The sequence below is a fragment of the Paenibacillus sp. FSL W8-0919 genome, assembly GCF_038003785.1.
Classification (GTDB): domain Bacteria; phylum Bacillota; class Bacilli; order Paenibacillales; family Paenibacillaceae; genus Paenibacillus_AQ; species Paenibacillus_AQ lactis.
In genome coordinates this window covers 1,990,610-2,016,959 of the sequence record NZ_JBBOPV010000001.1, presented here as the reverse complement: position 1 = coordinate 2,016,959, position 26,350 = coordinate 1,990,610, and the positions used below count along the sequence as shown (strand labels likewise).

Sequence of the window (26,350 nt, the reverse complement as noted above, 5' to 3'; positions counted from 1 at the left end):
TTGAGACTATATATGTAGTATGTACTCTACACTCTCTAGGTTATAACGTTAATCTTTCCGATGCAAGCGAATGCCTCGTCCATAACCTGCTTTTTGCAGATTTTTGTAATAAAAGAAGCGCCGTCTTTTCACTGAAAAGAGGCGCTTGTATTCAGTAAGGTGCAGGCGATTCTTATCGGTAAGCGACATCTGTGAACAGATTGGAGATTTTGTACCATATCCAATCCATTGCCTTATCAATATCTTTAACTTGACCTGCTATATGAGCGGTGGAGGCCTGGAACAACTCCCCGTCAATGACCGTGAGATTTCCATTCACTTGGCCATAGACCTTAGTCTTCCCATTCTCAACGGTTATATCTCCCGCAATGACCTGATCGGCAGGAATGATGACCGTGTCACCTTCAATCACCAGCTTCTCGAATTCATCACTCTTCACAACCAGCTGGTTCTCTTGGTTCCAGAAGCTGATGGTGCTAAAGAGCATGACCACGACAAACATGGCTGCCGCCGTAAGCGCAGGATGATTCCTAACCCAGGTAACCCATGCCTTCTGCTTCTTAGGCTTAGGCAGCATGCCCATAATGCGGTCTGCTAGATCATCTGATGGCTTCGTCGCATGATGAGTTAAGGAAAATAGAAGCATATCGGTATGCTCCAGCTTCTCGAAATTGACTCGGCACTCGGCGCATTCCTGCAAATGCTGCTTCAATTCAAGCTGCTTCGGCTCGGACAAGTCATTATCCAGATAATCATGCATCAAAGAGACGGCTAATTTGCAATCCATTTGTGAGCCAATCCTTTCGTTCAATCTCTTTGCTGGGTCCATTCCCCGTCGGGGGACATAAGACTTGCTTATTGTTCATACGTGCAGGAGTCACGGATGTTTCAAATATTTTCGGATAAAAAAACAATTTTGTCTGCAGAGTCCGATGAATCGTGGGAATCAGCCCTTGCCGATTCATGGCCGTATCTTAGGCGACAACGCCAATCGGGCGCCGTCTTTGGGTCAGCAAGAAAAAACCACCCTGCAGTGGCCCGGCTTTTCTTACAATTTATGCTCCAGCTTTTTCCTAAGGAATTCACGTCCACGGTGGACTCGCGTTTTGATCGTTGTTACAGGCAAGTCCAATATCTCGCTAATCTCTTGCAGCGATAAATCCTGTATATACCTCAGGATCATGATCGTCTTGTACTTGGCTGGAAGCCCCTCGATCGCTTGGTGGATGATCCGCTGCGTTTCCGACAGAAGCGTTTCACTCTCCGGTGTGCGATTGTCACTCGGGATGAGGGAATAACCGTCCATACCGTCGCTGTCGTTCAGTTCCGCATCCAGCGAGAAAGAAGGCTTGCGCTTTCGCAGCCGATCTATACCAAGATTCGTCCCGATCCGGTAGATCCAGGTCGAGAATTTTTGGTTTTCGTCATAACGATCCAGGTTTTTATAGACACGCAAGAACGTCTCCTGTACGACGTCCTCCGCCTCATGGCGGTTGCTTAGCATTCGGTATGCTAAATGAAAGATCTTATCCTTGTACAGTTCCACAATTTCGGCAAACGCTCGCTGATCGCCTTTGCGGGCCAGCTTTGCCAGTCTTACATCCAAATTTTCCACCATAACTCCCCCAGAATGGTCTGATGGGTAACGTTGTTTTAAAAGCATCATTCAAATGGTAATTCAACTGTTTCTAAAAATCAACAACTATTAGAAATCCAACCGAAAATTTCGAATGGATCAAAACTTATCATGCCCCGTGCTCCCAAAATGAATAAGAGCGATCGATCCGGTATAAAACAAGGCGAGGCTCGAGCGAGCCTCGCCTTGTTCATGAAGATCGTTGTCTTGCCGTGCTTTATCGATACATTGCAACTTTGGCCGGGATCAGCCCGTATTCCGGAGCCCTGCGGCAATGCCGTTAATCGTAAGCAGCACTTCCCGAAGCAGCTCAGCGTCATCCTGCCCCTGCTCTCTTAAGCTGCGGAGCTCGTTGAGCAGCTGTACCTGCAGGTAGCTAAGCGGATCGACGTAAGGATTGCGGAGTCGAATCGATTCCTGCAGGACCGGTTGATTATCCAGGATGTCCTGCTGCCCGGTAATTTTGAGGACGAGATCCTTCGTCAGGTTGAACTCTTCCTGGATCAATCCAAAGATGCGCTCGCGTGACGTATCGTCCTTCGCCATTAAGGAGTACTCCTTAGCGATGATCAGATCGGCCTTGGCAAGTGCCATCTGAAGGGTATCAATCAGCGAAGTAAAGAACGGATAGTCCGTGTACATCTTCTGAAGCACCTTCAGATTCTCTTCCTTGCCTTGGTAGAAGCTCTGCAAGCCCGTACCAGCCGCATACCATGCCGGGAGGAGGTAACGGCTCTGGGTCCATGCAAACACCCAAGGAATGGCTCTCAGGTCCTCGAAACGGTCGCTGTTCTTGCGCTTCGATGGGCGTGAACCGATATTTAGCTCGCCAACTTCCGGAAGCGGCGTCGATTCTTTGAAAAAGCTGAGGAAATCCGGGTCACGGAAGATCAGATCCTGATACTTCTTCTGCGCTGCCTCCGAGATCCGGGAGGCGATTTCCTCCCATTCTTTATCGACGGATTGGGTTTCCGGATAACGTGCATTGATCGATGCCGTAATGAGCGCGGAAGTGGCTTGCTCCAGGCTTCGATAAGCAATCCCTTTCAGGGAATAGCGCGACGAGATGACCTCTCCCTGCTCCGTAATCTTGATGCCGCCGGCAATCGTGGACGCCGGCTGTGCCAGAATACTGCGGTTCAGCGGCATGCCGCCGCGTCCCAAGGATCCGCCCCGCCCATGGAAATACTTCACCTTGATGCCAAATTCGTTGGCAACCGCGGTGATTTCCTTAAGCGCCACTTGAAGCTCCCAGTTGGCCGTAATGGCTCCGCCATCCTTGTTGCTGTCAGAGTAGCCGAGCATGATCTCCTGTAAGTCATTCATCGCGCTTACGGCTTCGCGGTAGATCGGAAGGCTGAAGAGCTTACGCATGATCTCAGGCGCTGCGTGCAGGTCTTCGATCGTCTCGAACAACGGTGCTGCCTGCAAGGTGGCAACAACCGTGCCGTCCGTATCCTTGCGGAACAATCCGGCTTCTTTCGCGAACACCATCACTTCCAGAATATCGCTTGCGCCCTCAGACATACTGATCAGATAGCTCGATATGCACTTCACGCCGAATTCCTTCTGAGCACGGAATACGGTACGGTACACTTCCAGACACTCCTCCGTACTGTCGCTGTACTCCTGATAAGGAGTCGTCAGCGGACGAGGGTCATTCAGCAGGCCGTTCAGGAGTGCAATCTTCTCATCTTCGCTTAATTGCACGTAATCACTGGTAACGTTCATTTTGTGCAAAATCTCAGCCATCGCATTCTCATGCTCTTTGCTGTGTTGTCTAATATCCAGGGTTGCGGTATGGAAGCCAAACAATTCAACCTGGCGAATCAGCTTTTGAATGTACGTATCGGCGACATAGTCAGCAAAATGGAAGCGCAGACTGCGGTCGATGATCTTCAAATCTTCAATGAATTCTTCCGGTGACTGGTAGCGCTCGCTGCCGATCATGTCGTCATCGAGAATATGACTGATTTTGGCCAGCATATAAACGAGCTTAATACGATACGGCTCTTTCTCATTGTGCCAAATTTCCATCTTCTTCAGCGTAACGTTTTGGCGGTCCTTCTCAATGGACGCAATCAACTCGTCGGATACGTTGACAATGGTCGAGCTGAAGCTGAGATACTTCATAAAATCACGCAGGATCCGCTGATATTCTCGGATTGCCAATTTACGCTGCATCTCGAGGGTTTTCCAGGTCACGTCCGCCGTCACCGAAGGATTACCGTCCCGGTCTCCGCCGATCCACGATCCGAAACGAAGATACGTCGGAACATGCCAATGATGGCCCGGATAATACTTATTCAGGCAACGCTCCAGTTCTTGATAAACCTCTGGCAGAATGTGAAACAGTGTCTCATGGAAATAATACATTCCGTTTCGGACCTCATCCAGAACGGTCGGCTTACGGTCACGAAGCTCATCGGTTTGCCACAGTGTAATCACTTCATTCAGAAGCTTCTCCCGCAGCTGTTCTCTTTCGCGGAATGTTAATGTTGGGTTGTCCAGCAGCATCACATCCTCGGCGATCCGTTTATGGATGTCGAGAATGGCTCTGCGCATCGCTTCAGTAGGGTGAGCTGTCATGACCAGCTCAAGGGATAGATTTTCGAGAATTTCTTGAACTTCTTCAAAAGGAATGTTGCGTTCTTTCAGATCCTGGACCGCACTTTCAATGGATCCCGGCTGAACGCCTTCACCAGCGGAGCGCTCATAATCGCGTTTCCGGCGGATTCGGTGATTCTGCTCGGCGATGTTAACCAATTGGAAGTAAATCGCAAATGCGCGGATCACCTGATGACGGATGTCCGGTTCCAGCGTGCTGATGATTCTCTTAAAATCTGCGAACAATTCAGGAAGAAATACGGATCGCAACGATTTGCTCGTTTCGCGAATTTTCTCAACTATATCTAAAAGCTCGTTGCCTCCTTGGTGGACAAGAACTTCTCCAAGAATATTGCCAAGGAACCGTACATCTCGCCGCAGCAGATTGTTGGAATTACTCTTTGCGGTTACTGTAAGTTCAGTCATGCTACTCCTCCCATCTCAAAGCCCTTTTTACGCGGTTTATCTCTAGAACATAACGCCTTCCTAACATCATACAATAAATGCGGGCGAAAATCTTCACTTTTCAACCGAAAAAATTAGCCAGAACGACAAAATTCATTCCCTTGAAAAGCGCCAACATCCCATATGCGACAAGCCCTGAAGCCATTGGCAAGTCTCTTCTTTAGTACATTAACACTTCGCAGAAACATCGTCCAGATATGTAAAAAAACATCACACATGGTGATGTCCTGCTATATTATGGAGCGGGTGATGGGAATCGAACCCACGCTACCAGCTTGGAAGGCTGGAGTTCTACCATTGAACTACACCCGCATATCAACCCACAAAAGTGAGACTAAGCTTTGAAACAAACGCCGATTACTTTTGCGGGACCAAATACTTAAGCAAATCGGGATGACACGATTCGAACATGCGACCCCCTGGTCCCAAACCAGGTGCTCTACCAAGCTGAGCTACATCCCGATATGAACTTAAAATGGCACGCCCTGAGAGATTCGAACTCCCGACCTTTTGATTCGTAGTCAAACGCTCTATCCAGCTGAGCTAAGGGCGCAAATGGAGCGGACGACGGGAATCGAACCCGCGACCCTCGCCTTGGCAAGGCGATGCTCTACCGCTGAGCCACGTCCGCAAATATGGTGCGCGTGGAGGGACTTGAACCCCCACGTCAAAGACGCTAGATCCTAAGTCTAGTGCGTCTGCCAATTCCGCCACACGCGCACAAGATAAAACACTGGTGAGCCATGAAGGACTCGAACCTTCGACACCCTGATTAAAAGTCAGGTGCTCTACCAACTGAGCTAATGGCTCGCATTCAAGGCGCTGCCGAGACCTCGGTTCACCTTCAAAGCTGATCTTCACCTTAATTGAAGTGAAAATGGCTGGGGATATAGGATTCGAACCTATGCATGACGGAGTCAAAGTCCGTTGCCTTACCGCTTGGCTAATCCCCAATATTGTTCATGTAACTAGCATGTCCAATTCAAGATTGAAACATGAATGGTGGAGGCTGAGGGGATCGAACCCCCGACCCTCTGCTTGTAAGGCAGATGCTCTCCCAGCTGAGCTAAGCCTCCGTGTTGGTGACCCGTAGGGGATTCGAACCCCTGTTACCTCCGTGAAAGGGAGGTGTCTTAACCCCTTGACCAACGGGCCACATGTTCATGCTGCTTCTAAGTTGCTAAAGAAGATCTGGAGCTTCCAACCGGGATCGAACCGGTGACCTCATCCTTACCATGGATGCACTCTACCTACTGAGCTATGGAAGCAGGTGGCTCCCCGAACAGGACTCGAACCTGTGACAACTCGATTAACAGTCGAGTGCTCTACCAACTGAGCTATCAGGGAATATGTATTCGCTTGGCGGCGTCCTACTCTCCCGGGACCCTTCGGTCCAAGTACCATCGGCGCTGGAAGGCTTAACGGTCGTGTTCGGTATGGGAACGCGTGGAACCCTTCCGCCATCGCCACCAAACGTGATTTTTGCGCTGCGCTTTGCTTCAATGATTGCTCACCAGCAAAATATCAAGCCTTAGATAAGGCATGCAGCTTCAAAATCGTTTCAAGATTTTTTGAACCTTGAAAACTAGATACGAAACGTCTTTGCGTTGTTTAGAATCCGTAGCATTTCCCCAATGTTGGATCGGGGTCCCCGAAAAGTATTCGGCATCCGCTTCAAAGCTTCGCTTCACTTTTTGGGGTGTTGTTTAGGATAAGCCCTCGACCGATTAGTATTGGTCAGCTCCATGCATTACTGCACTTCCACCTCCAACCTATCTACCTCGTCGTCTTCAAGGGGTCTTACATACTGGGAAATCTCATCTTGAGGGGGGCTTCACGCTTAGATGCTTTCAGCGCTTATCCCGTCCGTACGTAGCTACCCAGCCATGCTCCTGGCGGAACAACTGGTGCACCAGCGGTACGTCCATCCCGGTCCTCTCGTACTAAGGACAGCTCCTCTCAAATTTCCTACGCCCACGACAGATAGGGACCGAACTGTCTCACGACGTTCTGAACCCAGCTCGCGTACCGCTTTAATGGGCGAACAGCCCAACCCTTGGGACCTACTTCAGCCCCAGGATGCGATGAGCCGACATCGAGGTGCCAAACCTCCCCGTCGATGTGGACTCTTGGGGGAGATAAGCCTGTTATCCCCAGGGTAGCTTTTATCCGTTGAGCGATGGCCCTTCCATGCGGTACCACCGGATCACTAAGCCCGACTTTCGTCCCTGCTCGACTTGTAGGTCTCGCAGTCAAGCTCCCTTATGCCTTTGCACTCTTCGAATGATTTCCAACCATTCTGAGGGAACCTTGGGGCGCCTCCGTTACTCTTTAGGAGGCGACCGCCCCAGTCAAACTGCCCGCCTGACACTGTCCCCGTACCGGATCACGGTACCAGGTTAGAACCTAGATACGATCAGGGTGGTATCCCAACGTCGCCTCCACACAAGCTGGCGCTCATGCTTCAAAGGCTCCCACCTATCCTGTACAGATCGTACCCAAATCCAATATCAAGCTGCAGTAAAGCTCCATGGGGTCTTTCCGTCTTGTCGCGGGTAACCTGCATCTTCACAGGTATTAAAATTTCACCGGATCTCTCGTTGAGACAGCGCCCAAGTCGTTACGCCATTCGTGCGGGTCAGAATTTACCTGACAAGGAATTTCGCTACCTTAGGACCGTTATAGTTACGGCCGCCGTTTACTGGGGCTTCGGTTCACAGCTTCGGGTTTAACCCCTAACCGCTCCCCTTAACCTTCCAGCACCGGGCAGGCGTCAGCCCGTATACTTCGCCTTGCGGCTTCGCACAGACCTGTGTTTTTGCTAAACAGTCGCTTGGGCCTTTTCACTGCGGCCCCCTCGGGCTATTCACCCTACCGAGGCACCCCTTCTCCCGAAGTTACGGGGTCATTTTGCCGAGTTCCTTAACGAGAGTTCTTCCGCGCGCCTTAGAATTCTCTTCTCGCCTACCTGTGTCGGTTTGCGGTACGGGCACCTTCACCTGACTAGAGGCTTTTCTTGGCAGTGTGAGATCATGACCTTCGCTACTGTAATTTTCACTCCCCATCACAGCCCAGCCTTATCGATGTGCGGATTTGCCTACACATCAGCCTCACTGCTTGGACGGACATCCATCAGTCCGCGTCACTACCCTCCTGCGTCACCCCATCGTTCATAACGGTTTACGGTGGTACAGGAATTTCAACCTGTTGTCCTTCGACTACGCCTTTCGGCCTCGCCTTAGGTCCCGACTTACCCTGAGCGGACGAGCCTTCCTCAGGAAACCTTGGGCTTTCGGCGGATCAGATTCTCACTGATCTTTTCGTTACTCATACCGGCATTCTCACTTGTATGCTGTCCAGCGCTCCTTACGGTACACCTTCAACCTACATACAACGCTCCCCTACCCCTGAATCGACTTCACTCCGCCTTCGAAGTGTGTTTAACCCCTGAGAGCATTTGGTCATCCTTGATTTCATCTCAAGTCTGACAAAAATGTTCAACTCAGGCTCACTACCTCAAAGAAGCAGTGAAGTCGATTCAAGCCATAGCTTCGGTGGTGTGTTTAGCCCCGTTACATTTTCGGCGCAGAGTCACTCGACCAGTGAGCTATTACGCACTCTTTAAATGGTGGCTGCTTCTAAGCCAACATCCTGGTTGTCTGTGCAACTCCACATCCTTTCCCACTTAACACACACTTGGGGACCTTAGCTGATGGTCTGGGCTGTTTCCCTTTTGACAATGGATCTTAGCACTCACTGTCTGACTCCCGGATATAAGTCTATGGCATTCGGAGTTTGACTGAGCTTGGTAACCCTTGCGGGCCCCGCACCCAATCAGTGCTCTACCTCCACGACTCTAATTTCCGAGGCTAGCCCTAAAGCTATTTCGGGGAGAACCAGCTATCTCCGAGTTCGATTGGAATTTCTCCGCTACCCCCACCTCATCCCCGCACTTTTCAACGTACGTGGGTTCGGGCCTCCAGTGCGTGTTACCGCACCTTCACCCTGGACAGGGGTAGATCACACGGTTTCGGGTCTACGTCCACATACTAAAGCGCCCTATTCAGACTCGCTTTCGCTGCGGCTACGGCTTCTCGCCTTAACCTTGCATGGGAACGTAACTCGCCGGTTCATTCTACAAAAGGCACGCCATCACCCATCGATCGGGCTCTGACTTCTTGTAAGCACACGGTTTCAGGTTCTATTTCACTCCCCTTCCGGGGTGCTTTTCACCTTTCCCTCACGGTACTGCTTCACTATCGGTCGCTAGGGAGTATTTAGCCTTAGCAGATGGTCCTGCTGGATTCATACGGGGTTTCACGTGCCCCGCACTACTCGGGATCCGTCTCGGAGGGTTCACATTTTCGATTACAGGGCTTTTACCTTCTATGGCCGGCCTTTCCAGACCTGTTCGTCTAATCTAAACCTTTGTAACTCCATGTGAGACGTCCCACAACCCCAGAGAGCAAGCTCTCTGGTTTAGGCTGTTCCGCGTTCGCTCGCCGCTACTGACGGAATCACTCTTGTTTTCTCTTCCTCCAGGTACTTAGATGTTTCAGTTCCCTGGGTATGCCTCTAGCTGCCCTATGTATTCAGGCAGAAGTGACTGGCTATTACACCAGTCGGGTTTCCCCATTCGGACATCCCCGGATCGAAGCTTGCTTACAGCTCCCCGAGGCAGTATCGTTGTTCGCCACGTCCTTCATCGGCTCCTAGCGCCTAGGCATCCTCCGTGTGCTCTTAGTAGCTTAACCTCAAAGTTTCGCTTGCGAAACTAACTTCGAAAGCATAAACTATGCTCCGGTTATTGTGCTCATCGCTCTGTTGTCCGCTTGTTTCCTGATTGGATAAAACCACTCAATGGTGAAACAAGCTCCCAAAGGATCGATGATCCCAAAACCTTCGCGTGCTACTTTTATTGAAACTTGTTTTGACACAAGTTCAGCTAAAAGGATATTTCTAAAACGCAAATTCGTTTCGTTATCTAGTTTTCAAGGATCAATGCCAGTCTTTCGACCGGAAGATTATCTTATCACAACCTCCATCACAGTACAACCTGCAATTTATGGAAGCGTTAAGAATAAATATGGTGGAGCCAAGGGGGATCGAACCCCTGACCTCCTGCGTGCAAGGCAGGCGCTCTCCCAGCTGAGCTATAGCCCCATATTAGGAAGTATATAAAGTTGTTATGGTGGGCCCTAGTGGACTCGAACCACCGACCTCACCCTTATCAGGGGTGCGCTCTAACCAGCTGAGCTAAGGGCCCATATCATACGCTTGGCAACGTCCTACTCTCCCGGGACCCTTCGGTCCAAGTACCATCGGCGCTGGAAGGCTTAACGGTCGTGTTCGGTATGGGAACGCGTGGAACCCTTCCGCCATCATCACCAAACGTATGTATGAAAGGATTGACCTCTCAAAACTGACCAACGAGTGAGTTGGTTGACTTTACTTCGTAAAGCCTATTTATCCGGCAGCTTGCGCTGACCGTATTTGTACCGCTTCGCTACGGAAGCGAGGTACTCCATAGAAAGGAGGTGATCCAGCCGCACCTTCCGATACGGCTACCTTGTTACGACTTCACCCCAATCATCTACCCCACCTTCGGCGGCTGGCTCCCTTGCGGGTTACCCCACCGACTTCGGGTGTTGTAAACTCTCGTGGTGTGACGGGCGGTGTGTACAAGACCCGGGAACGTATTCACCGCGGCATGCTGATCCGCGATTACTAGCAATTCCGACTTCATGCAGGCGAGTTGCAGCCTGCAATCCGAACTGAGACTGGCTTTTTAGGATTGGCTCCACCTCGCGGCTTCGCTTCCCGTTGTACCAGCCATTGTAGTACGTGTGTAGCCCAAGTCATAAGGGGCATGATGATTTGACGTCATCCCCACCTTCCTCCGGTTTGTCACCGGCAGTCACCTTAGAGTGCCCACCTTAAGTGCTGGCAACTAAGATCAAGGGTTGCGCTCGTTGCGGGACTTAACCCAACATCTCACGACACGAGCTGACGACAACCATGCACCACCTGTCTCCTCTGTCCCGAAGGCCGCCCCTATCTCTAGAGGATTCAGAGGGATGTCAAGACTTGGTAAGGTTCTTCGCGTTGCTTCGAATTAAACCACATACTCCACTGCTTGTGCGGGTCCCCGTCAATTCCTTTGAGTTTCAGTCTTGCGACCGTACTCCCCAGGCGGAATGCTTAATGTGTTAACTTCGGCACCAAGGGTATCGAAACCCCTAACACCTAGCATTCATCGTTTACGGCGTGGACTACCAGGGTATCTAATCCTGTTCGCTCCCCACGCTTTCGCGCCTCAGCGTCAGTTACAGCCCAGAGAGTCGCCTTCGCCACTGGTGTTCCTCCACATATCTACGCATTTCACCGCTACACGTGGAATTCCACTCTCCTCTTCTGCACTCAAGTTCCCCAGTTTCCAGTGCGTCCCGAAGTTGAGCCTCGGGTTTAAACACCAGACTTAAAGAACCGCCTGCGCGCGCTTTACGCCCAATAATTCCGGACAACGCTTGCCCCCTACGTATTACCGCGGCTGCTGGCACGTAGTTAGCCGGGGCTTTCTTCTCAGGTACCGTCACTCTCATAGCAGTTACTCTATGAGACGTTCTTCCCTGGCAACAGAGCTTTACGATCCGAAAACCTTCATCACTCACGCGGCGTTGCTCCGTCAGGCTTTCGCCCATTGCGGAAGATTCCCTACTGCTGCCTCCCGTAGGAGTCTGGGCCGTGTCTCAGTCCCAGTGTGGCCGTTCACCCTCTCAGGTCGGCTACGCATCGTCGCCTTGGTGAGCCGTTACCTCACCAACTAGCTAATGCGCCGCAGGCCCATCCTCAAGCGACAGATTGCTCCACCTTTCATAACTCCGCCATGCAGCGAATTTAATTATCCGGTATTAGCTACCGTTTCCGGTAGTTATCCCAGTCTTGAGGGCAGGTTGCCTACGTGTTACTCACCCGTCCGCCGCTAAGCATCAGGAGTGCAAGCACCCCATCAGCTCCGCTCGACTTGCATGTATTAGGCACGCCGCCAGCGTTCGTCCTGAGCCAGGATCAAACTCTCCAATAAAGATCATCCGAGGATGATCGATTGAAAGAGCGATTAAGCTCATTAGAAAAACTGACGAGAATTTGTTCAATTCTCTATTGTAACTCCCCGCCGAAGCGGTTCGTTTTTACTCACTCGTTGTTCAGTTTTCAAAGATCAATCTGTGTTTCTTATCGTCATCCGCATCTCAGCGGCGACTTTTATAATATATCATACTTCCTAGCAACTTTGCAATACTTTTTTTAAAAAAAGTTTTTTGAAGTTTTTGGTGAAGTTTGATGGCCGCCGACCGGCGGCATCACCTTCGGAAAGGAAGCGAAAATTAATTTACCACACACTCGGCGAGTTCGTCAACACTTTTTCTGCGAATTAGTGTTTGAATTGCGGGAACTTCCCGTTACGAGCATATTTGGAGAGTTCTTTCTGAGGAGCAAAGCGGGCATACATGCGAAATACCGTCTTATAGCGATTCGCGATCGCCTGTCTAATATTCTGGTCCAATCGTTGGTCGCTTAAGTCCAGCAGCATTTCATCCAGTTCTTTTCGCAGTACATAATCAAGCTCTTTGCATTCTTTCTCATTGAATAGCATTCCCAGCATGATAGGACCTCCTTATATATTAGCGAACAATGAAATTTCACTTTCATCGGATTAAAGCAGCTCTTCCCTATGTAAGGTTGATTAACCGATATGGCCGGATCTCTAAACCGAATATAAGCGATTTCTGGTTTTTCAAAACAGCGAGCGCTGTAAGCTTCACTTAACACTCTTGAAGAACAACGCTCGATCCGCTTTATTAGGTATGCACAATTTCCTTGAAAATTATGACATCAACCATAATGTAATTGTACTTTCGATAATGGCGGCGACCAGCAGAAGCACGACGACCCATAGCGATGCCGTCCCCAGCTTGCGCCAGAAGCCGCGCCACTCCGTACCGATCCCTCTTCTTTTCTCGCCTGATGCAAGCATGCTTCGGAAGACCAGCCCGCCGAAAGCAAGACCATACCCGCAGGCAATCACAATGACCGGAATTTCAATGATCCCGTGCGGGAGCAAACCCTTCACAATGAGATCAAACAGACTCTCGCCGCTTGCCTGCACGATTTTCAGCAAAAAACCAATCACCATGCCGTTAACGAGAAGGAAAATGAATGGGATAACCCCGAGCAATATGCCTGACAGCATGACCAGCACACTCTTGATACTATTGTTCAAAAATATAAACACAAAGAAGCTCCATTCCGGGTTGTCCGACATCCGCAGCTCCTGACTCATCTCTCCCAGCCCTTGAAGCTGGCTGATAAGCAGCTGCTCAAATTCCTCCGATCCCCACCCGATCGCAATCCCGCCGGCAAACAAGACGGCAGAAAGAATGAGCGCCTTCCGGATCGTGGTTAAATCTCTAAGAAAATTGCTAAAACGAAACATTCGGTACCTCCTTTATTGGTATAACTCACAAGTACGAGCATATGTTGAAGTAAACAAGCTACTGCACACTGAAGGGAGAGGGGCAGATCGTATTATGAATTCTTTTTATGTATTCAACGGCAGAAAGATCAAGCGGTTTTTCTTTGTTCTTGCCGCAGCGGTATTTGCAATCGGCGTCATTTATGTGGAGAGCGACAATATCTCGGTTTTCTCTGAAACCGGCCCGTCGGCCATTTACAGCGTGTCTACAGACAAGAAGCAGATAGCCTTGACATTTGATATCAGCTGGGGAGAAAAACGTGCAGAGCCCATTTTGAAGGCGCTAAAAGACAACGGAGTCCAGAAAGCTACCTTCTTCCTCTCCGGACCATGGAGCAAAACGCATCCGGACATCGTGAATGCCATTAAGGAAAGCGGTTATGAAATCGGCAGCCACGGCTTCAAGCACGAGAATTACAGCTCCCTGTCCGACGAGGAGATTCGGAAGCAGATCATGTCGGCTCATGATATTTTAACCTCAATGACCGGACAAGAACCGAAATTAATCCGGATGCCGAACGGCGACTTTGATAAACGGGTCTTAAGCATTGCGGAAAGCCTGAACTATACCGTCATCCAGTGGGATACGGACTCAAGAGATTGGAAGAACATCGGCGTGGATAAAATCGTCGACCGGGTCGTCTCCAAAGCGCATCCCGGCGATATCGTCCTCATGCATGCCAGCGACTCCGTCAAGCAAACGCACGAAGCGCTGCCGCAGATCATTCAAGAACTCCGCAATAAGGGGTATGAGTTCGTCACCGTGACCGACTTGCTCCAGCAAGGAAGCACAAAGGGCACCGAGGTACGCGACCATGCTTCGATTCAACAAAATATTGAGGATGCCGGCGGGCTGTGATGCTGCCTCCCGCTTTCCTACCGGTAATAAAAAAAGAGCTAAGGTTTAGCTCTTTTTTTCATCCTGCGTAACTTTATGCAGCGTCAGAATTTGGTATGCATTACAGATCAAAAGAGGTACGACCATAAAGATGGTGGCATTGCTCACACCGATCTGCAGAACGCCGATGATTTCTACAATAGAAACCGCCATCATAAAGAACAGCGTCGGTATCCAGGCATTGGCGTTCGTGCTCTTTACTTTAAAATAAGCGACAATGACTGCAACGACCAGAATGGCAATCCCTAAGCCCACATCTTGTCCCAAGCTAGTCGATCCGCCAACGAAGGTGCGGAAGAACATCAGCTCAAGCAGCGCAAGAACGGCTAGCACGATCTGAATGTACTGCCAGGTTTTTTTGCGGAATATGCCTATTCCCATATAATTTAACGTCAGGTAGGCAAAAAAGCCCATCTGGGAATACACGCTCACCAAAGCCCCAGAACCCAACAAAATCAGCGGGTATATTAAAAAATCGGCTACTCCCTTAAAATCGATAAAGCCATTAAACAGCTGCAGCCCCAGACCTACAATTAAGGCCGCTACTGCCCCTACGAGCATCGTCTTCAAAAATAATTTGGACCACTTCCGTAAGCTCAACGAACCTCCACCCCCACAGATCATTATTTTACCAACGTTCACAATAAAAAACCATTCTGAATGCGACATATTTCCGCAAAAGCATCACATACTATTCACAGAACCGTAAAAAAGGAGGAAAACGGTAATGAAGTGGCCGTTATTTCGTTTATGTATTATCGTCTTCGTTGCTGCCATAACGCTTACCGCTTGCGGCCAGGAACAGAGCGCTTCCCCTCAGCTTGGATATAAAGAGATCAAATCCATGGTGGTCGACATCCTGAAGACCGACGAAGGAAAAAAAGCGGTGGAAGATGCGCTCGGAGGCGGGTCCGGTTCTTCCGGAAGCACCGGGTCGATGGGGATGCGGATGATGACTGCCCAATCCGGCGAGGAGATCCGGATGGCTGTTAAAGACACGCTTGTATCGGATGAATATAAAAAAGAAATCGAAAAAATTATGACCGACCCGAAATTTGCCGGCGATTTCGCCAAAGCGATCAATTCCCAAAGCAAACAGCTGCATATGCAGTTGATTAAAGACCCTACTTATCAAAAAGCCATTCAGGACATGCTGAAATCTCCGGACGTGATGAAGTCGTTTCTTGAGTTGACCAACACGCCGGATTACCGCAAGCAATCCATGACCGTCATGCAAGAGGCGATGCAAAATCCTCTCTTCCGCATGGAAGTGCTGGAGCTTCTGAAATCCGTCGTAAAGGACGAGCTTCAGCCTAAAGTGGAGAAGAAGCAGCCGCAAGAGGGGCAGAAGCAAGAGCAAGGCGGCGGTGAAGGCGGTGGCGAGGGTGAAGGTGGCGGCGAAGGCGGCGGTCAAGGTGAAGAGGGCGGCAGCGGAAGTTAACCGTCTGGCCGGTACCCTCTCAACCTATCCGGTTAAAGACACTCTTTCACCGGTTATCGTTCTTGGCTAACTGGCTGCCTCTTGAATCCAAAAACCGTAACGATTGAAACTGGGTAAATCCCATTAACAGCCTATACAGTCAGTTCATACGCATAACGGCCCATGCAGTTCTCACGCAAAACGGCCTTGTGCCCCATCAAACGCATACGGCTCATCTCCCCGGCTCATCCGCCATTACGGCACGTCCAGCTCGGAGGCACGTTAGCCTACTCGTGCGCTAACAACACATTCAGCGTCTCAGACGCCATAGAGCACATTAGCCTGCTCATACGCCACACGGCACATCCAACTGGCTCTTATGCCATACGGCACATCCAGCCGTTTCATACGCAAACAAGCTCCCATCAGGGAGCTTGTTTCGTTTCGCTATCGCTTATTAACGGTTGCTCTCGCACTTATTCACAATCTTGGCCGCAACCTCATCATATATCGCGGCACTCTCGGTGCCGGGCTTATACACCGAAGGAGAGAAATCAGGCTCGGACGGATGGTTATCCGGCCCGCCGAGCGGCAGCTGCGCCAGCAGCTCCGCATGAAGCGTCTCGGCAAGCTTCCCGCCGCCGCCCCGGCCAAATACGTAATCCTTCTCACCGCAATGGGAGCAGGCATAGTACGCCATATTCTCTACAACGCCCAATATTTCATGCTCCGTCTGGATCGCCATCGCCCCCGCTCTAGCGGCGACAAACGCTGCTGTCGCATGCGGCGTCGTAACGATGATCTCCTTGCTCTGCGGGATCATCTGATGCACGTCCAGGGCAATATCCCCCGTTCCCGGCGGAAGATCAAGAAGCATGTAGTCCAGTTCTCCCCAAGCCACATCGCTGAAAAATTGACGCAGCATCTTGCCGAGCATCGGGCCTCGCCAAATCACGGGGCTGTTCTCACGAATGAAGAAGCCCATGGACATCACTTTGACACCGAAACGTTCTACGGGATGAATCACGCCGTCATCGGAAACGGTCGGCCCGATTTCGATGCCCATCATATCCGGTACGCTGAAGCCGTAAATGTCTGCATCAATCAGCCCGACCTTCTTGCCTTGCCGCGCCAGGGCCGCTGCGAGGTTCACGGTCACCGTCGATTTGCCGACACCGCCCTTGCCGCTTGCTACAGCAATGAAAGTTACGCCTGACTCCTCACTCAATAACTCATGGTTCTCCATACCGGCTGCGTGGCCCTTCGTCAGCTTCTCGCGGTCGCTTGGCTCCTGATTCCGGGGCGCTTCGCCCCCGCCTTGCTCCAGCGGACGCATCCGGATATGGATATCCTCCGCACCCACTGCCTCCAGAAGCTCCCGGATTTGCGCCTCCAAGGAAGCGCGTACATCTTCGCTGCTATAGGTTACGGATAGACGGACTGTCCGTTCTTTGACCACGATATCCCGAATACGCTGAAGCTCCATCAGACTCTTCCCGGTTTCGGGATCGGTCAGCGGCTGGAGTATCTCCTGTACCTGTTCTCTAGTCAGCATGATAAGCACCTCTGCTCTATGTAATGGAATAGACATTGCTTCGATAACATGTCTATTATACCATTACTCTGCAGCTTGTGACGACTCGGACGGGGACTCTCCAGCGGTATAACGCAAAATACCGTTATAGACGGCAGCAGCCACTTTCCGTTGGTACTTCTCATCCCGGAGCAAGTCGGATTCCTCCGGGTGGGACAAGAATCCCACCTCGACCAGGGCAGACGGCATCTGTAGAGCCTTAAGCAGATATATGGTGTCTTCCGTCTTCGCCAGCCGCTGTGTGTTCTGGAGGTTGTGTCGGATTTCGCTCTGGATCAATTCGGCAAGCTTTCTGCTCTCCTCATTGTTCGGAGGGAAAAAGGTCTGCGCCCCTCTCCAACGATTGGAAGGAATGCTGTTCAGATGCACGCTGATGAATAGATCCGCACGGCTGTCCTCGATCTTCCGCACCCGCTGCTTCAGATCCTCAGTCTTCCGCTTGGAATAGCCCTTGGTCGATTCCGAGGCAAGATCATAATCTCCTTCCCTCGTCATCACCACCAGCGCTCCGGCCTGCTGCAAATAATCGCGTAAATACAGTGTAATGGCTAAGTTTACATCCTTCTCGATCACCCCTTGGCGGCTGACAGCCCCGCCGTCAGGCCCGCCGTGCCCCGCGTCGAGTGCGATCACTTTGCCCGCCAGCGGCAGACTCCAGGTGTTGGAGGTGTTCGCAGATGGAACCTCATACGTAACGACGATCAAAATTAATGCAAGCAGGCCGGCCCCTATTATCGATTGCTTGATTCTCTTCCACGATACCCACAACGTCACCTTGTCCGAACTCCGCCTGGACATAACAAAACCACCTCGTCCCATGAGTTGTACTAACTCCATCATATGGGACAAGGTGGTTATTTATGACCTCAGACTAAACGGAGACCCGCTCCTTCATACCCTCAATCAGCACCTGAGCAACCTCTGGACGCGTAAATTCAGGCGGCGGGCAAACGCCGTCCCGCAGCAGACCGCGAACCTTCGTACCCGACAAGGTCAAGTGGTCCTCCTTCGGATGCGGGCAGGTTTTGCTCGACGCCATATTGCCGCAAGTCTTGCAGAAGAAGCTGTGCTCGAAGAACAGCGGCGTAATGCCGAGCTCCTCTGCCGTGAAGTTCTTGAAGATTTCCTGGGCCTCATACGTGCCGTAATAGTCGCCTACGCCGGCATGATCCCGGCCTACGATGAAATGCGTGCAGCCGTAGTTTTTCCGAACCATGGCATGAAAGATGGCTTCCCTTGGGCCCGCATAGCGCATGGCGGCAGGAAATACCCCAAGGAAGGTCCGATCCTCCGGATAGTAATGCTTCAGCAAGGTTAAATAGCTCTTCATCCGCACATCAGCCGGCACATCGTCCGATTTGGTCTCCCCGACCAGCGGATTCAGGAATAAGGCATCCACGATTTCCATAGCGCTCTTCTGAATGTACTCATGTGCGCGGTGAACCGGGTTGCGTGTCTGGAAACCGACAACGGTGTTCCATCCTTTGTCCCGGAAAGCCTTTCTCGTCTCGGATGGGTCGAAATAAAACTCGCGAAAACGCTCCGGCTGCGGACGATTCAGCACCTGGATCGGCCCGCCTACGTAGGTGGATGGGCGCTCAAACAGCTTTTTAACGCCGGGATGCTCCGGATCGTCCGTCTTAAATACTTGAACAGCCTCCAGCTTCTGATCAACCTGATAAATGCTCTCCACATCAATAACGCCGTAAATAACGCCGTCTTCTTCTCCGACCAGCGCTGCCTTCCGGCCAACCTCAAGCTTGGCTGCCGTCTCCTCATTCACCGCAAGCGTAATCGGAATGCTCCATACGGTTCCGTCGGAGAGCCGCATGGAAGAAACGACAGCGTTATAATCCTGCTCATTCAGAAATCCTTGCAACGGCGAGAAGGCCCCTACGCCGATCAGATCCAGATCCGAGATCGTCCAGGCATTGACCCGAATTGCTTGAAAAGTGCCTGCCTGCTTCAATAAAGCTTCGCGTTCTTCTCCTTGGACGACCCGCTGCACCAGCGTTCCGCCATGGGGGAGTATTGCTGTCATGAATGATTCCTCCTCTTGTGACTCCCATCGATTGGGTATGTGGATCGGATTATTTATGAAGTCCGCACTCGGTTTTCTCATGGCCGGACCAGCGTCCTGCACGCGGATCTTCGCCAGGCATCACTTGTCTCGTGCAATATTCGCATCCGATGCTCGGATAGTTCTGATCATGCAGCGGGTTATAAATCACATCATTCGCGCGGATATAGTTCCATACGTCTTCACTGGTCCAACCGGCGATCGGATTAAATTTGACAAGTCCGAATTTCGTATCGTATTCGATCTTCTTGGCATTCGCCCGGGTAGGCGCTTGGTCTCTGCGGATCCCGGTAATCCAGGCTTCATATTGAGACAAAATGCGGGTTAACGGCTCAACCTTACGAATGTTGCAGCATTGGTTCGGATTCACGCTCCATAGAGCCTCGCCATGCTGAGCGGCCTGCTCCTCCGGCGTAATAAGCGGAGATACCCGGACAAATTCCAAGCCGTACCGCTCGGCTAACCGATCGCGAGTCTCGTACGTTTCCTTAAAGTGAAAATCGGTATCCAAATAAAAAATATCCGTGGACGGGCTGATCTTCTGAATCATATCAACCAATACGACGTCTTCCGCACCGAAGCTGCACGCAAAGGTGATGTTCGGAAACGTGCGGATCGCATATTCGATAACTTCCTCGGCGGACTTGTGCTCAAGCTCTTCCGCCTGCACCTTGATCAAATCTTCTTTCTCCAGCAAATTCATGTTTTGGATGCCTCCCCCGATTTAAACCCGATATTCCTACTGAAATAATATGAATTACCTTCAGTATAAAACATTCCTAATAAATGTCAACCTCAAATCATCATCCGCACGAAGCCAAAAAAATCCTTCCCTGCATACGCAAGAAAGGATTTTCATCGGGTCTTTATTGAACATTTGGAGGTTCCATATGCTCGAAGAGTGACGGCTTAATCCGCTGCCAAAGATGGCTCGGCAGCTTTGATATTCGTTTTTCCAAGGCCGTCTGCGGACGGCTTGTCGCCCTGCTGAGGAGCAGGTCCTTGGTTGCTGGTACGCAGCGGCACTTCCTTCAAGAAGAACACCAGCAAGAGCGCAATGACAAGCACGAGGGCTCCTGTCAGGAATACCATGGACAGCGTGTTGCCCAGCGCATCGCGGATGCTGTCGATCATCTGCATGAAGAGCGGCTGTACATCGGCAGGAAGATTCGCTTGCGTCTGCTCAATCAACGGTTTGTTCATCAGCGTCTGCGGATTCGCAAAAGACAGCATTTGCTGCGCCATCTGCGGATCAAGCGAGCTGAAATCAGGGGCCTGCGGCGATTGCAGCGCCTCCTTCAGGTTTTTGGTCAAGCTGTTGGACATGACCGTACCCATAACCGCGATCCCGATGGTCCCCCCCAGGTTACGGAACAATTGGGAGGAAGCCGTCACCACGCCAAGCTCCTTGTGAGGAACTGCGTTTTGCGTTGCCAAGGAGAAGACCGGCATACCGAGCCCAAGGCCGAGGCCGAAGATAATCGTACTGATGACCGTCAGCCAGAGGTTATCCATAACTACCATGATTCCCATACCGACGATCATAATCGGCACACCGATCAGCGCATAGCGCTTGTACTTGCCGCTCTTGGCGATCAACTGGCCGACGACGGCGCTCATGCCCATCATGAAGACGGACATCGGAATGGTAACATAACCTGCATAGGTAGGCGATATCCCCAGCACGCCTTGCACATAGAAGGAAATATAAATCATGGCTCCCATCAAACCGAAGTTCATAATGAATCCGATCAGATTGGAAATGGTCACGACGCTGTTCTTAAACAGGCTAAGCGGAAGGATCGGCTCCTTCACTTTCATCTCAATAAGGATAAAGATGATAGCCGATACGATGGAAGCAGCGATTAATCCGATGATCTGCGACGATCCCCATGGATATTCGGTCCCTGCCCAAGAGAAAGCCAGCAGCAGCGGAACGATCGATGTTGTCAGGAACAAGGAGCCCAAATAGTCGATCGACTGCCCCTTCTTGCGATCCACCTTCGGAAACAGCGACAATATCATGATGAAAGCAACAATGCCCAGCGGGAGGAAAATCCAGAACAGCCAGCGCCATTCGATATGGTCGACCAGATAACCGCCTAGCGTCGGCCCGAGCACGCTCGAAAATCCGAATACAGCCGTCATCAGCCCCATCCATTTGCCCCGTTCACGCGGTGCGAACAAGTCGCCGACCGCCGTGAATGCCGTAGACTGGATAATGCCTGCACCGATACCCTGAATACCACGGTAAATGATAAATTGGTACACATCCGTCGACGTACCCGTTAAAAAGGCACCCAGCATGAAAAACAATATCCCAATAAGTATAAACGGCTTCCGTCCGAACATGTCGGACAGCTTACCGACCAGAATGGTCGCAATCGTGGAGGTTAATAAGTAGATGTTAATCGTCCACGTATAATAATCCATTCCATCCAAGATCGCGATAATGCGCGGCATCGCCGTGCTCGTAATCGTCTGGTTGATTGCAGCGAAAAACATCGCGGCCATGATTGCGATCATGATGGATATTTTGCGTTTAAGCGTTAAGTGCTCCATATTCTTTTTCCACCCCTACCCCTTGTGTTGGTCTATATTGGACAGCATTAATGAGAAAATCCGTTTCAAATGCTGTATATCATCTTCGGACAGTATGTCGAAGAAGCCCTGTATCATTTCTTTCTGGTCGCGCTTGACCTTCTGTATCATCTCCAAGCCCGCATCCAGAATCGTAATATTGACGACTCGGCGGTCATCCTCTGCGCGCTCCTTCTGAACATACCCTTCGGCGAATAATTTGTCCGTCAGCCCCGTAATCGCCGGCGGCGTCAGCGACAGAGCTTCCGCAAGCTCGGAAACTTTCTGCGGGCCCCGCATCTTCAATACGTACAACACTTGAAATTGCGGAAAGGTTAAATTGTATTTCCCCGCACTCGTCTTGTTCCAATCCTGCGAAATGTTCTTGAGCAGGGCACGGAACATGGACGACACCTGAAAAAGCTCTTCGTTCCGATCCATCCGTATCCTCCTTTCCAATTACTTATCTAATTAATGATTAAATATTAATTATTTAAGTTGTTAATTAAACGACAATAAATAATATAACGCTATTTACATATGGAGTCAAGTGGGGCTATATCATTTGTCATAGACAACACCAGCGTTTTTTCACAGGCTGTGCACATATTGTGCATAAGGGCCTTTCATTTGATGCGGAATTTCCTCCTGATTCTCTTGATACGCTGAATCCGCTGTGTATAAACGGCCTATGGCTTCCATCATTGACGGCACTTATCCCCAAACGCAAAAAAGCCCTTGACCATAATTGGCCAAGGACTCTTGGATGCTGTAAATTAACGCTTGGAGAACTGAGGTGCGCGACGAGCTGCTTTAAGACCGTATTTCTTACGTTCTTTCATACGAGGGTCGCGAGTCAGGAATCCAGCTTTCTTGAGCGAACCGCGAAGTTCCGGATCTGCTTTCAGAAGAGCACGGGAGATGCCGTGACGGATCGCGCCGGCTTGACCGGAAATACCGCCGCCATGAGCGATAACGAGCACGTCATACTTACCAGCTGTTTCTGTCAGATTCAAAGGTTGTTTAACGATCAGTTTGAGGGTTTCCAAACCGAAGTATTCATTAATATCACGTTTATTGATGACAATGCGTCCTTCACCCGGTACGAGGCGTACACGTGCTACCGAGTGCTTACGACGACCTGTCCCATAGTATTGTACTTGAGCCATGAAACTGTCCTCCTTTTTAATTAACCGCGAAGTTCGTAAACTTCTGGTTTTTGTGCTTCATGTGGATGTGCTGTGCCTGCATATGCTTTCAGTCTCAGCTTCATTTTCTCGCCCATGCGAGTTTTAGGAAGCATACCGTGAACTGCGCTTTCGATCACGCGTTCCGGGAATTTTGCAATCAGGTCTTGAGCTGCAGTTACTTTCAATCCACCTGGATGCAGGGAGTGACGATAGTACTTCTTGTTCTCCATCTTCTTGCCAGTGAGGCGGATTTTCTCGGAATTGATAACAATTACGAAATCCCCTGTGTCAACATGTGGAGTAAATTGAGGCTTATGTTTGCCGCGGATCAGAGCCGCAACTTCACTTGCCAAACGGCCAAGCGTCTTGCCTTCGGCATCAACGATGTACCATTTGCGCTCAACTTCATTTGGCTTCGCCATATAGGTGGTACGCATGTATAGTTCCTCCTTGTATTCGTCCGAAAATCATTTCATTATCATCATTTATCTTCGTTCATGTGTAATGCATGTTCATGTTGTTGCTTCGTGTTACGTCATTCTGTGGCATCTTCTTAACCGGGGCTGTGGGAGAGCCGTTAAGAAAACACAACTAATATAATACAGGATTCAACCTGCTTACGCAAGTGTTTTTTAGGCTTTCCAGGTTATGCTTCCCGCTTTACTCGAACAAGTCGCCAAACACGTCAAGAACCGTTCTAGCCCCTCTGTATGACAGCCTCGCTTGCAGCGGCTCCCACCCGTCTACTAACTGAAGCACAGCGTGTTCAGGTCGTTTGAATGGATGGAGTCTCCGCTATCGAGGGGATATCATATTCCACTTCCCACAGCATCAGACCTTTGCTCATGGCGGTAGGCCCGGCTGCTGCCCGGTTTTTGGCTTCCAGAATCACCCGCATATCATCCGGGTGGCGTCTGCCTTCACCCACTTCGATCAGCGTCCCCATAATAATCCGGACCATATGCTGAAGGAAGCCGTTGCCGGTCAAATACGTATGAATGATTCCTTGATCTTTCGTGCCCGGTCGGCACATTGACGTATCCGTCTCGATCCAGGCGTCGAATATCGTACGTACATGGGACGGCTTCGTCGACTTGCGTGATGCAAACGTCGTGTAATCATGCGTCCCGATCAGATGAGAAAGTCCCTGCCGCATGGCTTCGATATCCAGCTTCCCGTAATGATGGATCTGGTATCTGCGGTTAAAAATATCAGGGAACTGGTTCGCATTGATCGTATAGCGGTACGTTTTACGCTTGGCTGCGCGGCGGGAATGGAAATCCTCCGGCACCTCCATCGCTTCCGTGACCACGATATCTTCCGGCAGCCAGGTATTTAAGGCCATGCACCAACGCTCCAGCGGGATTGGGGAAGCCGTGTAAAAATTAAACACCTGACCGCGCGCATGCACGCCGGCATCCGTCCGTCCCGATGCTGTGATTTTCAACTGCTCACCGGATAAGCGGTGAATAGCCTCCTCCAAATAATCCTGAATTGTGTGGCCACCCGGCTGGGTTTGAAAGCCGTTATAATCGGTACCGTCGTAACTGACTTTCATCAGAAGATTCCGCATGCTGCCCTCCTGTAATGCTTGCCGTCTACTACACGATCCCCATTACGCTAAGGTACCGGCATCCGATCGGATCCATTCCCCTTCAGAGCGGTGTAGACGTTCTTGATGATCAAAAAAAGAGCCCCAAAGGAGCTCCTTTTCATCATGCTTGGCTAAAACCCTTCGAGTCAGCCGCATGACTAGAAGGTCCCCGTTATCATTGCCCATGGGGCAGTCGAGACGAGTCGAACCATCGAATGCTCGACTAGATCTCGTACCACGTCCCCTGCTGGCTCTACCCCGTATTCGCAGTGCGAATAAACATGTGTAGAGCCGGGCATACATAACTACAGTCACTTCATGAAAACAATCTTACGCGCGATCCACCAGTTCCAAGTAAACCATTGGAGCTGCGTCACCACGACGAGGACCCAGCTTCAGGATACGAGTGTATCCGCCTGGACGCTCTGCGTAACGAGGTGCGATTTCGGAGAACAGCTTTTGAATTGCGTCCTGTTCGCCATCCACCGTTTCACGACGTACGAATGCAGCTACTTGACGACGAGCATGAAGATCACCCTTCTTTGCCCGCGTGATCAGCTTCTCAGCGATCGAACGAACTTCTTTCGCTTTCGCTTCTGTCGTTTGAATGCGCTCATATAAGAAAAGGTCGGTTACCAGGTCACGGAACAACGCTTTACGCGCACTGGAATCGCGGCCCAACTTTTGGTATGCCATCTGTTATTCCCTCCTTTGCTAAGCTAAGCCGATTGAAAGCTTAATCCTCCGTACGAAGTCCCAGGCCAAGCTCTTCGAGCTTCTCTTGTACTTCCTCCAAGGATTTGCGTCCGAGGTTCCGGACTTTCATCATATCCTCTTCGGTTTTCGTGGTCAGCTCTTGTACCGTATTAATGCCGGCACGCTTCAAGCAGTTGTAGGAACGAACGGAAAGATCCAGCTCCTCGATCGTCATTTCAAGCACTTTTTCTTTCTTGTCTTCTTCCTTCTCAACCATGATCTCTGCGTCCTTCGCTTCGTCGGTCAGACCCACGAAGAGGAACAGATGCTCCGTCAAGATTTTGGCGCCGAGGCTTACAGCCTCCTCCGGCCGAATGCTTCCATCCGTCCAGATTTCAAGCGTCAATTTGTCGTAGTTGGTTACTTGACCAACACGCGTATTTTCCACGCCGTAATTAACACGGCTAATCGGAGTATAGATCGAATCGACGGGAATGACGCCGATAGGCTGGTCATCGCGTTTGTTCCGATCCGCCTGGACATAGCCACGACCGCGACTAGCAAAAATACGCATATGAAGTCTTGCACCAGGGCCGAGCGTTGCAATATGAAGATCCGGATTCAGAATCTCCACATCGCTATCCGCGCGAATGTCACCTGCGGTAACAACCCCTTCACCCTCCGCATCAATCTCGAACACTTTTTCTTCGTCGGAATGAATCTTGAGCGACAAAGCTTTCAGGTTCAGAATGATTTCGGTCACGTCTTCCATGACACCCGGAATCGTGGAAAATTCATGCAGTACGCCATCGATTTGAATCGATGTAACCGCAGCGCCCGGGAGCGAGGACAGCAGAATGCGGCGAAGTGAATTCCCCAGCGTTGTGCCGTAACCGCGCTCCAGCGGTTCCACTACGAATTTCCCATAGGTTCCTTCTTCATTGACATCAACGGTCTCAATTTTCGGCTTTTCGATTTCAATCACGCAAGTACCCCTCCTTCAAACGTCGCTCCTATATGAAACTGTCATCTTATCCAGTAATCCATGTAGTAGTAT

Annotated in this window: 19 protein-coding genes, 13 tRNA genes and 4 rRNA genes; 2 read left to right on the top strand and 34 right to left on the bottom strand. The window is 50.6% G+C overall.

What is annotated here, in order from left to right; translation table 11 throughout:
* Nucleotides 1-172: 172 nt before the first annotated feature.
* From NST44_RS08750 to NST44_RS08645, 22 genes are all read right to left on the bottom strand, one after another.
* Nucleotides 173-787: a zf-HC2 domain-containing protein gene (locus NST44_RS08750; RefSeq protein WP_340898890.1), complete on the bottom strand. Its 615-nt coding sequence runs from the start codon at nucleotides 785-787 to the stop codon at nucleotides 173-175.
* 261 nt (nucleotides 788-1,048) lie between these two features.
* Complete coding sequence (gene sigW, locus NST44_RS08745) at nucleotides 1,049-1,618, bottom strand: RNA polymerase sigma factor SigW (RefSeq protein ID WP_034274467.1); 570 nt, start codon at nucleotides 1,616-1,618, stop codon at nucleotides 1,049-1,051.
* Between the two features lie 264 nt (nucleotides 1,619-1,882).
* Nucleotides 1,883-4,669 (bottom strand): phosphoenolpyruvate carboxylase, encoded by a 2,787-nt coding sequence (ppc, locus tag NST44_RS08740; RefSeq protein ID WP_340898882.1) that lies wholly within the window; start codon nucleotides 4,667-4,669, stop codon nucleotides 1,883-1,885.
* A 277-nt stretch (nucleotides 4,670-4,946) separates the two neighbouring features.
* Nucleotides 4,947-5,020: transfer RNA gene (locus NST44_RS08735), tRNA-Gly, on the bottom strand.
* Between the two features lie 76 nt (nucleotides 5,021-5,096).
* A tRNA-Pro gene (locus NST44_RS08730) sits at nucleotides 5,097-5,170 on the bottom strand.
* A 14-nt stretch (nucleotides 5,171-5,184) separates the two neighbouring features.
* Nucleotides 5,185-5,261, bottom strand: a tRNA-Arg gene (locus tag NST44_RS08725).
* 3 nt (nucleotides 5,262-5,264) lie between these two features.
* Nucleotides 5,265-5,339: transfer RNA gene (locus NST44_RS08720), tRNA-Gly, on the bottom strand.
* A gap of 5 nt (nucleotides 5,340-5,344) precedes the next feature.
* A tRNA-Leu gene (locus tag NST44_RS08715) sits at nucleotides 5,345-5,428 on the bottom strand.
* A gap of 14 nt (nucleotides 5,429-5,442) precedes the next feature.
* Nucleotides 5,443-5,518, bottom strand: a tRNA-Lys gene (locus NST44_RS08710).
* 68 nt (nucleotides 5,519-5,586) lie between these two features.
* Nucleotides 5,587-5,661 (bottom strand) — tRNA-Gln (locus NST44_RS08705).
* Between the two features lie 47 nt (nucleotides 5,662-5,708).
* A tRNA-Val gene (locus NST44_RS08700) sits at nucleotides 5,709-5,784 on the bottom strand.
* Nucleotides 5,785-5,788: 4 nt separating this feature from the next.
* A tRNA-Glu gene (locus NST44_RS08695) sits at nucleotides 5,789-5,863 on the bottom strand.
* Between the two features lie 37 nt (nucleotides 5,864-5,900).
* Nucleotides 5,901-5,976 (bottom strand) — tRNA-Thr (locus NST44_RS08690).
* 3 nt (nucleotides 5,977-5,979) lie between these two features.
* Nucleotides 5,980-6,055, bottom strand: a tRNA-Asn gene (locus NST44_RS08685).
* Nucleotides 6,056-6,065: 10 nt separating this feature from the next.
* A 5S ribosomal RNA gene (gene rrf / locus NST44_RS08680) occupies nucleotides 6,066-6,182 on the bottom strand.
* 233 nt (nucleotides 6,183-6,415) lie between these two features.
* Nucleotides 6,416-9,462: ribosomal RNA gene (locus tag NST44_RS08675) — 23S ribosomal RNA — on the bottom strand.
* Nucleotides 9,463-9,795: 333 nt separating this feature from the next.
* Nucleotides 9,796-9,871, bottom strand: a tRNA-Ala gene (locus NST44_RS08670).
* A gap of 26 nt (nucleotides 9,872-9,897) precedes the next feature.
* Nucleotides 9,898-9,974: transfer RNA gene (locus NST44_RS08665), tRNA-Ile, on the bottom strand.
* A gap of 9 nt (nucleotides 9,975-9,983) precedes the next feature.
* Nucleotides 9,984-10,100: ribosomal RNA gene (gene rrf / locus NST44_RS08660) — 5S ribosomal RNA — on the bottom strand.
* A 138-nt stretch (nucleotides 10,101-10,238) separates the two neighbouring features.
* Nucleotides 10,239-11,792: ribosomal RNA gene (locus NST44_RS08655) — 16S ribosomal RNA — on the bottom strand.
* Together the 16S, 23S and 5S rRNA genes with 13 tRNA genes alongside form the textbook arrangement of a ribosomal RNA operon.
* A 348-nt stretch (nucleotides 11,793-12,140) precedes the next feature.
* The gene (locus tag NST44_RS08650; RefSeq protein WP_007132529.1) at nucleotides 12,141-12,371 is read right to left on the bottom strand and encodes a hypothetical protein; all 231 of its coding nucleotides are present in this window, start codon (nucleotides 12,369-12,371) and stop codon (nucleotides 12,141-12,143) included.
* Between the two features lie 222 nt (nucleotides 12,372-12,593).
* The gene (locus NST44_RS08645; RefSeq protein ID WP_028406977.1) at nucleotides 12,594-13,202 is read right to left on the bottom strand and encodes a stage II sporulation protein M; all 609 of its coding nucleotides are present in this window, start codon (nucleotides 13,200-13,202) and stop codon (nucleotides 12,594-12,596) included.
* A 94-nt stretch (nucleotides 13,203-13,296) separates the two neighbouring features.
* On the opposite strand from NST44_RS08645, the gene pdaB reads away from it, so the two are divergent.
* Nucleotides 13,297-14,100: a polysaccharide deacetylase family sporulation protein PdaB gene (gene pdaB / locus NST44_RS08640; protein WP_028406976.1), complete on the top strand. Its 804-nt coding sequence runs from the start codon at nucleotides 13,297-13,299 to the stop codon at nucleotides 14,098-14,100.
* A gap of 45 nt (nucleotides 14,101-14,145) precedes the next feature.
* Here pdaB and NST44_RS08635 read toward each other — a convergent pair whose 3' ends face one another.
* A complete protein-coding gene (locus NST44_RS08635) occupies nucleotides 14,146-14,739 on the bottom strand; it encodes a KinB-signaling pathway activation protein (protein WP_007132532.1) in 594 nt (197 codons plus the stop codon).
* A gap of 127 nt (nucleotides 14,740-14,866) precedes the next feature.
* On the opposite strand from NST44_RS08635, the gene gerD reads away from it, so the two are divergent.
* Nucleotides 14,867-15,580 (top strand): spore germination lipoprotein GerD, encoded by a 714-nt coding sequence (gerD, locus tag NST44_RS08630; protein WP_028406975.1) that lies wholly within the window; start codon nucleotides 14,867-14,869, stop codon nucleotides 15,578-15,580.
* Between the two features lie 436 nt (nucleotides 15,581-16,016).
* Here gerD and NST44_RS08625 read toward each other — a convergent pair whose 3' ends face one another.
* The 11 genes from NST44_RS08625 to NST44_RS08575 form a co-directional block, all read right to left on the bottom strand.
* Nucleotides 16,017-17,114, bottom strand: a complete 1,098-nt coding sequence (locus NST44_RS08625; protein ID WP_340898876.1) for an Mrp/NBP35 family ATP-binding protein — start codon at nucleotides 17,112-17,114, stop codon at nucleotides 16,017-16,019.
* 63 nt (nucleotides 17,115-17,177) lie between these two features.
* Nucleotides 17,178-17,951: an N-acetylmuramoyl-L-alanine amidase CwlD gene (cwlD, locus tag NST44_RS08620; RefSeq protein ID WP_144870394.1), complete on the bottom strand. Its 774-nt coding sequence runs from the start codon at nucleotides 17,949-17,951 to the stop codon at nucleotides 17,178-17,180.
* 73 nt (nucleotides 17,952-18,024) lie between these two features.
* The gene (gene sat / locus NST44_RS08615) at nucleotides 18,025-19,194 is read right to left on the bottom strand and encodes a sulfate adenylyltransferase (RefSeq protein WP_007132536.1); all 1,170 of its coding nucleotides are present in this window, start codon (nucleotides 19,192-19,194) and stop codon (nucleotides 18,025-18,027) included.
* A 49-nt stretch (nucleotides 19,195-19,243) separates the two neighbouring features.
* Complete coding sequence (locus tag NST44_RS08610) at nucleotides 19,244-19,936, bottom strand: phosphoadenylyl-sulfate reductase (protein WP_007132537.1); 693 nt, start codon at nucleotides 19,934-19,936, stop codon at nucleotides 19,244-19,246.
* A gap of 206 nt (nucleotides 19,937-20,142) precedes the next feature.
* Entirely contained in the window at nucleotides 20,143-21,795 is a 1,653-nt protein-coding gene (locus tag NST44_RS08605) for an MDR family MFS transporter (protein WP_007132538.1), read from the bottom strand.
* 15 nt (nucleotides 21,796-21,810) lie between these two features.
* On the bottom strand, nucleotides 21,811-22,254 hold the full coding sequence (locus NST44_RS08600; RefSeq protein ID WP_007132539.1) for a MarR family winged helix-turn-helix transcriptional regulator: 444 nt from the start codon (nucleotides 22,252-22,254) through the stop codon (nucleotides 21,811-21,813).
* Between the two features lie 335 nt (nucleotides 22,255-22,589).
* Complete coding sequence (rpsI, locus tag NST44_RS08595) at nucleotides 22,590-22,982, bottom strand: 30S ribosomal protein S9 (protein ID WP_007132540.1); 393 nt, start codon at nucleotides 22,980-22,982, stop codon at nucleotides 22,590-22,592.
* Between the two features lie 20 nt (nucleotides 22,983-23,002).
* Nucleotides 23,003-23,440 carry a 50S ribosomal protein L13 gene (gene rplM, locus NST44_RS08590; protein ID WP_007132541.1) on the bottom strand — a complete coding sequence of 146 codons (438 nt, stop codon included), beginning with the start codon at nucleotides 23,438-23,440 and terminating at the stop codon, nucleotides 23,003-23,005.
* 329 nt (nucleotides 23,441-23,769) lie between these two features.
* Nucleotides 23,770-24,576 (bottom strand): tRNA pseudouridine(38-40) synthase TruA, encoded by an 807-nt coding sequence (truA, locus tag NST44_RS08585; protein ID WP_007132542.1) that lies wholly within the window; start codon nucleotides 24,574-24,576, stop codon nucleotides 23,770-23,772.
* 351 nt (nucleotides 24,577-24,927) lie between these two features.
* Nucleotides 24,928-25,293: a 50S ribosomal protein L17 gene (gene rplQ, locus NST44_RS08580; RefSeq protein ID WP_007132543.1), complete on the bottom strand. Its 366-nt coding sequence runs from the start codon at nucleotides 25,291-25,293 to the stop codon at nucleotides 24,928-24,930.
* A gap of 40 nt (nucleotides 25,294-25,333) precedes the next feature.
* Nucleotides 25,334-26,278 carry a DNA-directed RNA polymerase subunit alpha gene (locus NST44_RS08575; RefSeq protein WP_007132544.1) on the bottom strand — a complete coding sequence of 315 codons (945 nt, stop codon included), beginning with the start codon at nucleotides 26,276-26,278 and terminating at the stop codon, nucleotides 25,334-25,336.
* Between the last annotated feature and the right edge of the window lie 72 nt (nucleotides 26,279-26,350).

Coding starts and splice junctions, on each gene's coding strand:
- NST44_RS08750 (WP_340898890.1), bottom strand. CDS start 787: ATGGATTGCAAATTAGCCGTCTCTTTGATGCATGATTATCTGGATAAT.
- sigW (WP_034274467.1), bottom strand. CDS start 1,618: ATGGTGGAAAATTTGGATGTAAGACTGGCAAAGCTGGCCCGCAAAGGC.
- ppc (WP_340898882.1), bottom strand. CDS start 4,669: ATGACTGAACTTACAGTAACCGCAAAGAGTAATTCCAACAATCTGCTG.
- NST44_RS08650 (WP_007132529.1), bottom strand. CDS start 12,371: ATGCTGGGAATGCTATTCAATGAGAAAGAATGCAAAGAGCTTGATTAT.
- NST44_RS08645 (WP_028406977.1), bottom strand. CDS start 13,202: ATGTTTCGTTTTAGCAATTTTCTTAGAGATTTAACCACGATCCGGAAG.
- pdaB (WP_028406976.1), top strand. CDS start 13,297: ATGAATTCTTTTTATGTATTCAACGGCAGAAAGATCAAGCGGTTTTTC.
- gerD (WP_028406975.1), top strand. CDS start 14,867: ATGAAGTGGCCGTTATTTCGTTTATGTATTATCGTCTTCGTTGCTGCC.
- NST44_RS08625 (WP_340898876.1), bottom strand. CDS start 17,114: ATGCTGACTAGAGAACAGGTACAGGAGATACTCCAGCCGCTGACCGAT.
- cwlD (WP_144870394.1), bottom strand. CDS start 17,951: ATGTCCAGGCGGAGTTCGGACAAGGTGACGTTGTGGGTATCGTGGAAG.
- sat (WP_007132536.1), bottom strand. CDS start 19,194: ATGACAGCAATACTCCCCCATGGCGGAACGCTGGTGCAGCGGGTCGTC.
- NST44_RS08610 (WP_007132537.1), bottom strand. CDS start 19,936: ATGAATTTGCTGGAGAAAGAAGATTTGATCAAGGTGCAGGCGGAAGAG.
- NST44_RS08605 (WP_007132538.1), bottom strand. CDS start 21,795: ATGGAGCACTTAACGCTTAAACGCAAAATATCCATCATGATCGCAATC.
- NST44_RS08600 (WP_007132539.1), bottom strand. CDS start 22,254: ATGGATCGGAACGAAGAGCTTTTTCAGGTGTCGTCCATGTTCCGTGCC.
- rpsI (WP_007132540.1), bottom strand. CDS start 22,982: ATGGCTCAAGTACAATACTATGGGACAGGTCGTCGTAAGCACTCGGTA.
- rplM (WP_007132541.1), bottom strand. CDS start 23,440: ATGCGTACCACCTATATGGCGAAGCCAAATGAAGTTGAGCGCAAATGG.
- truA (WP_007132542.1), bottom strand. CDS start 24,576: ATGCGGAATCTTCTGATGAAAGTCAGTTACGACGGTACCGATTATAAC.
- rplQ (WP_007132543.1), bottom strand. CDS start 25,293: ATGGCATACCAAAAGTTGGGCCGCGATTCCAGTGCGCGTAAAGCGTTG.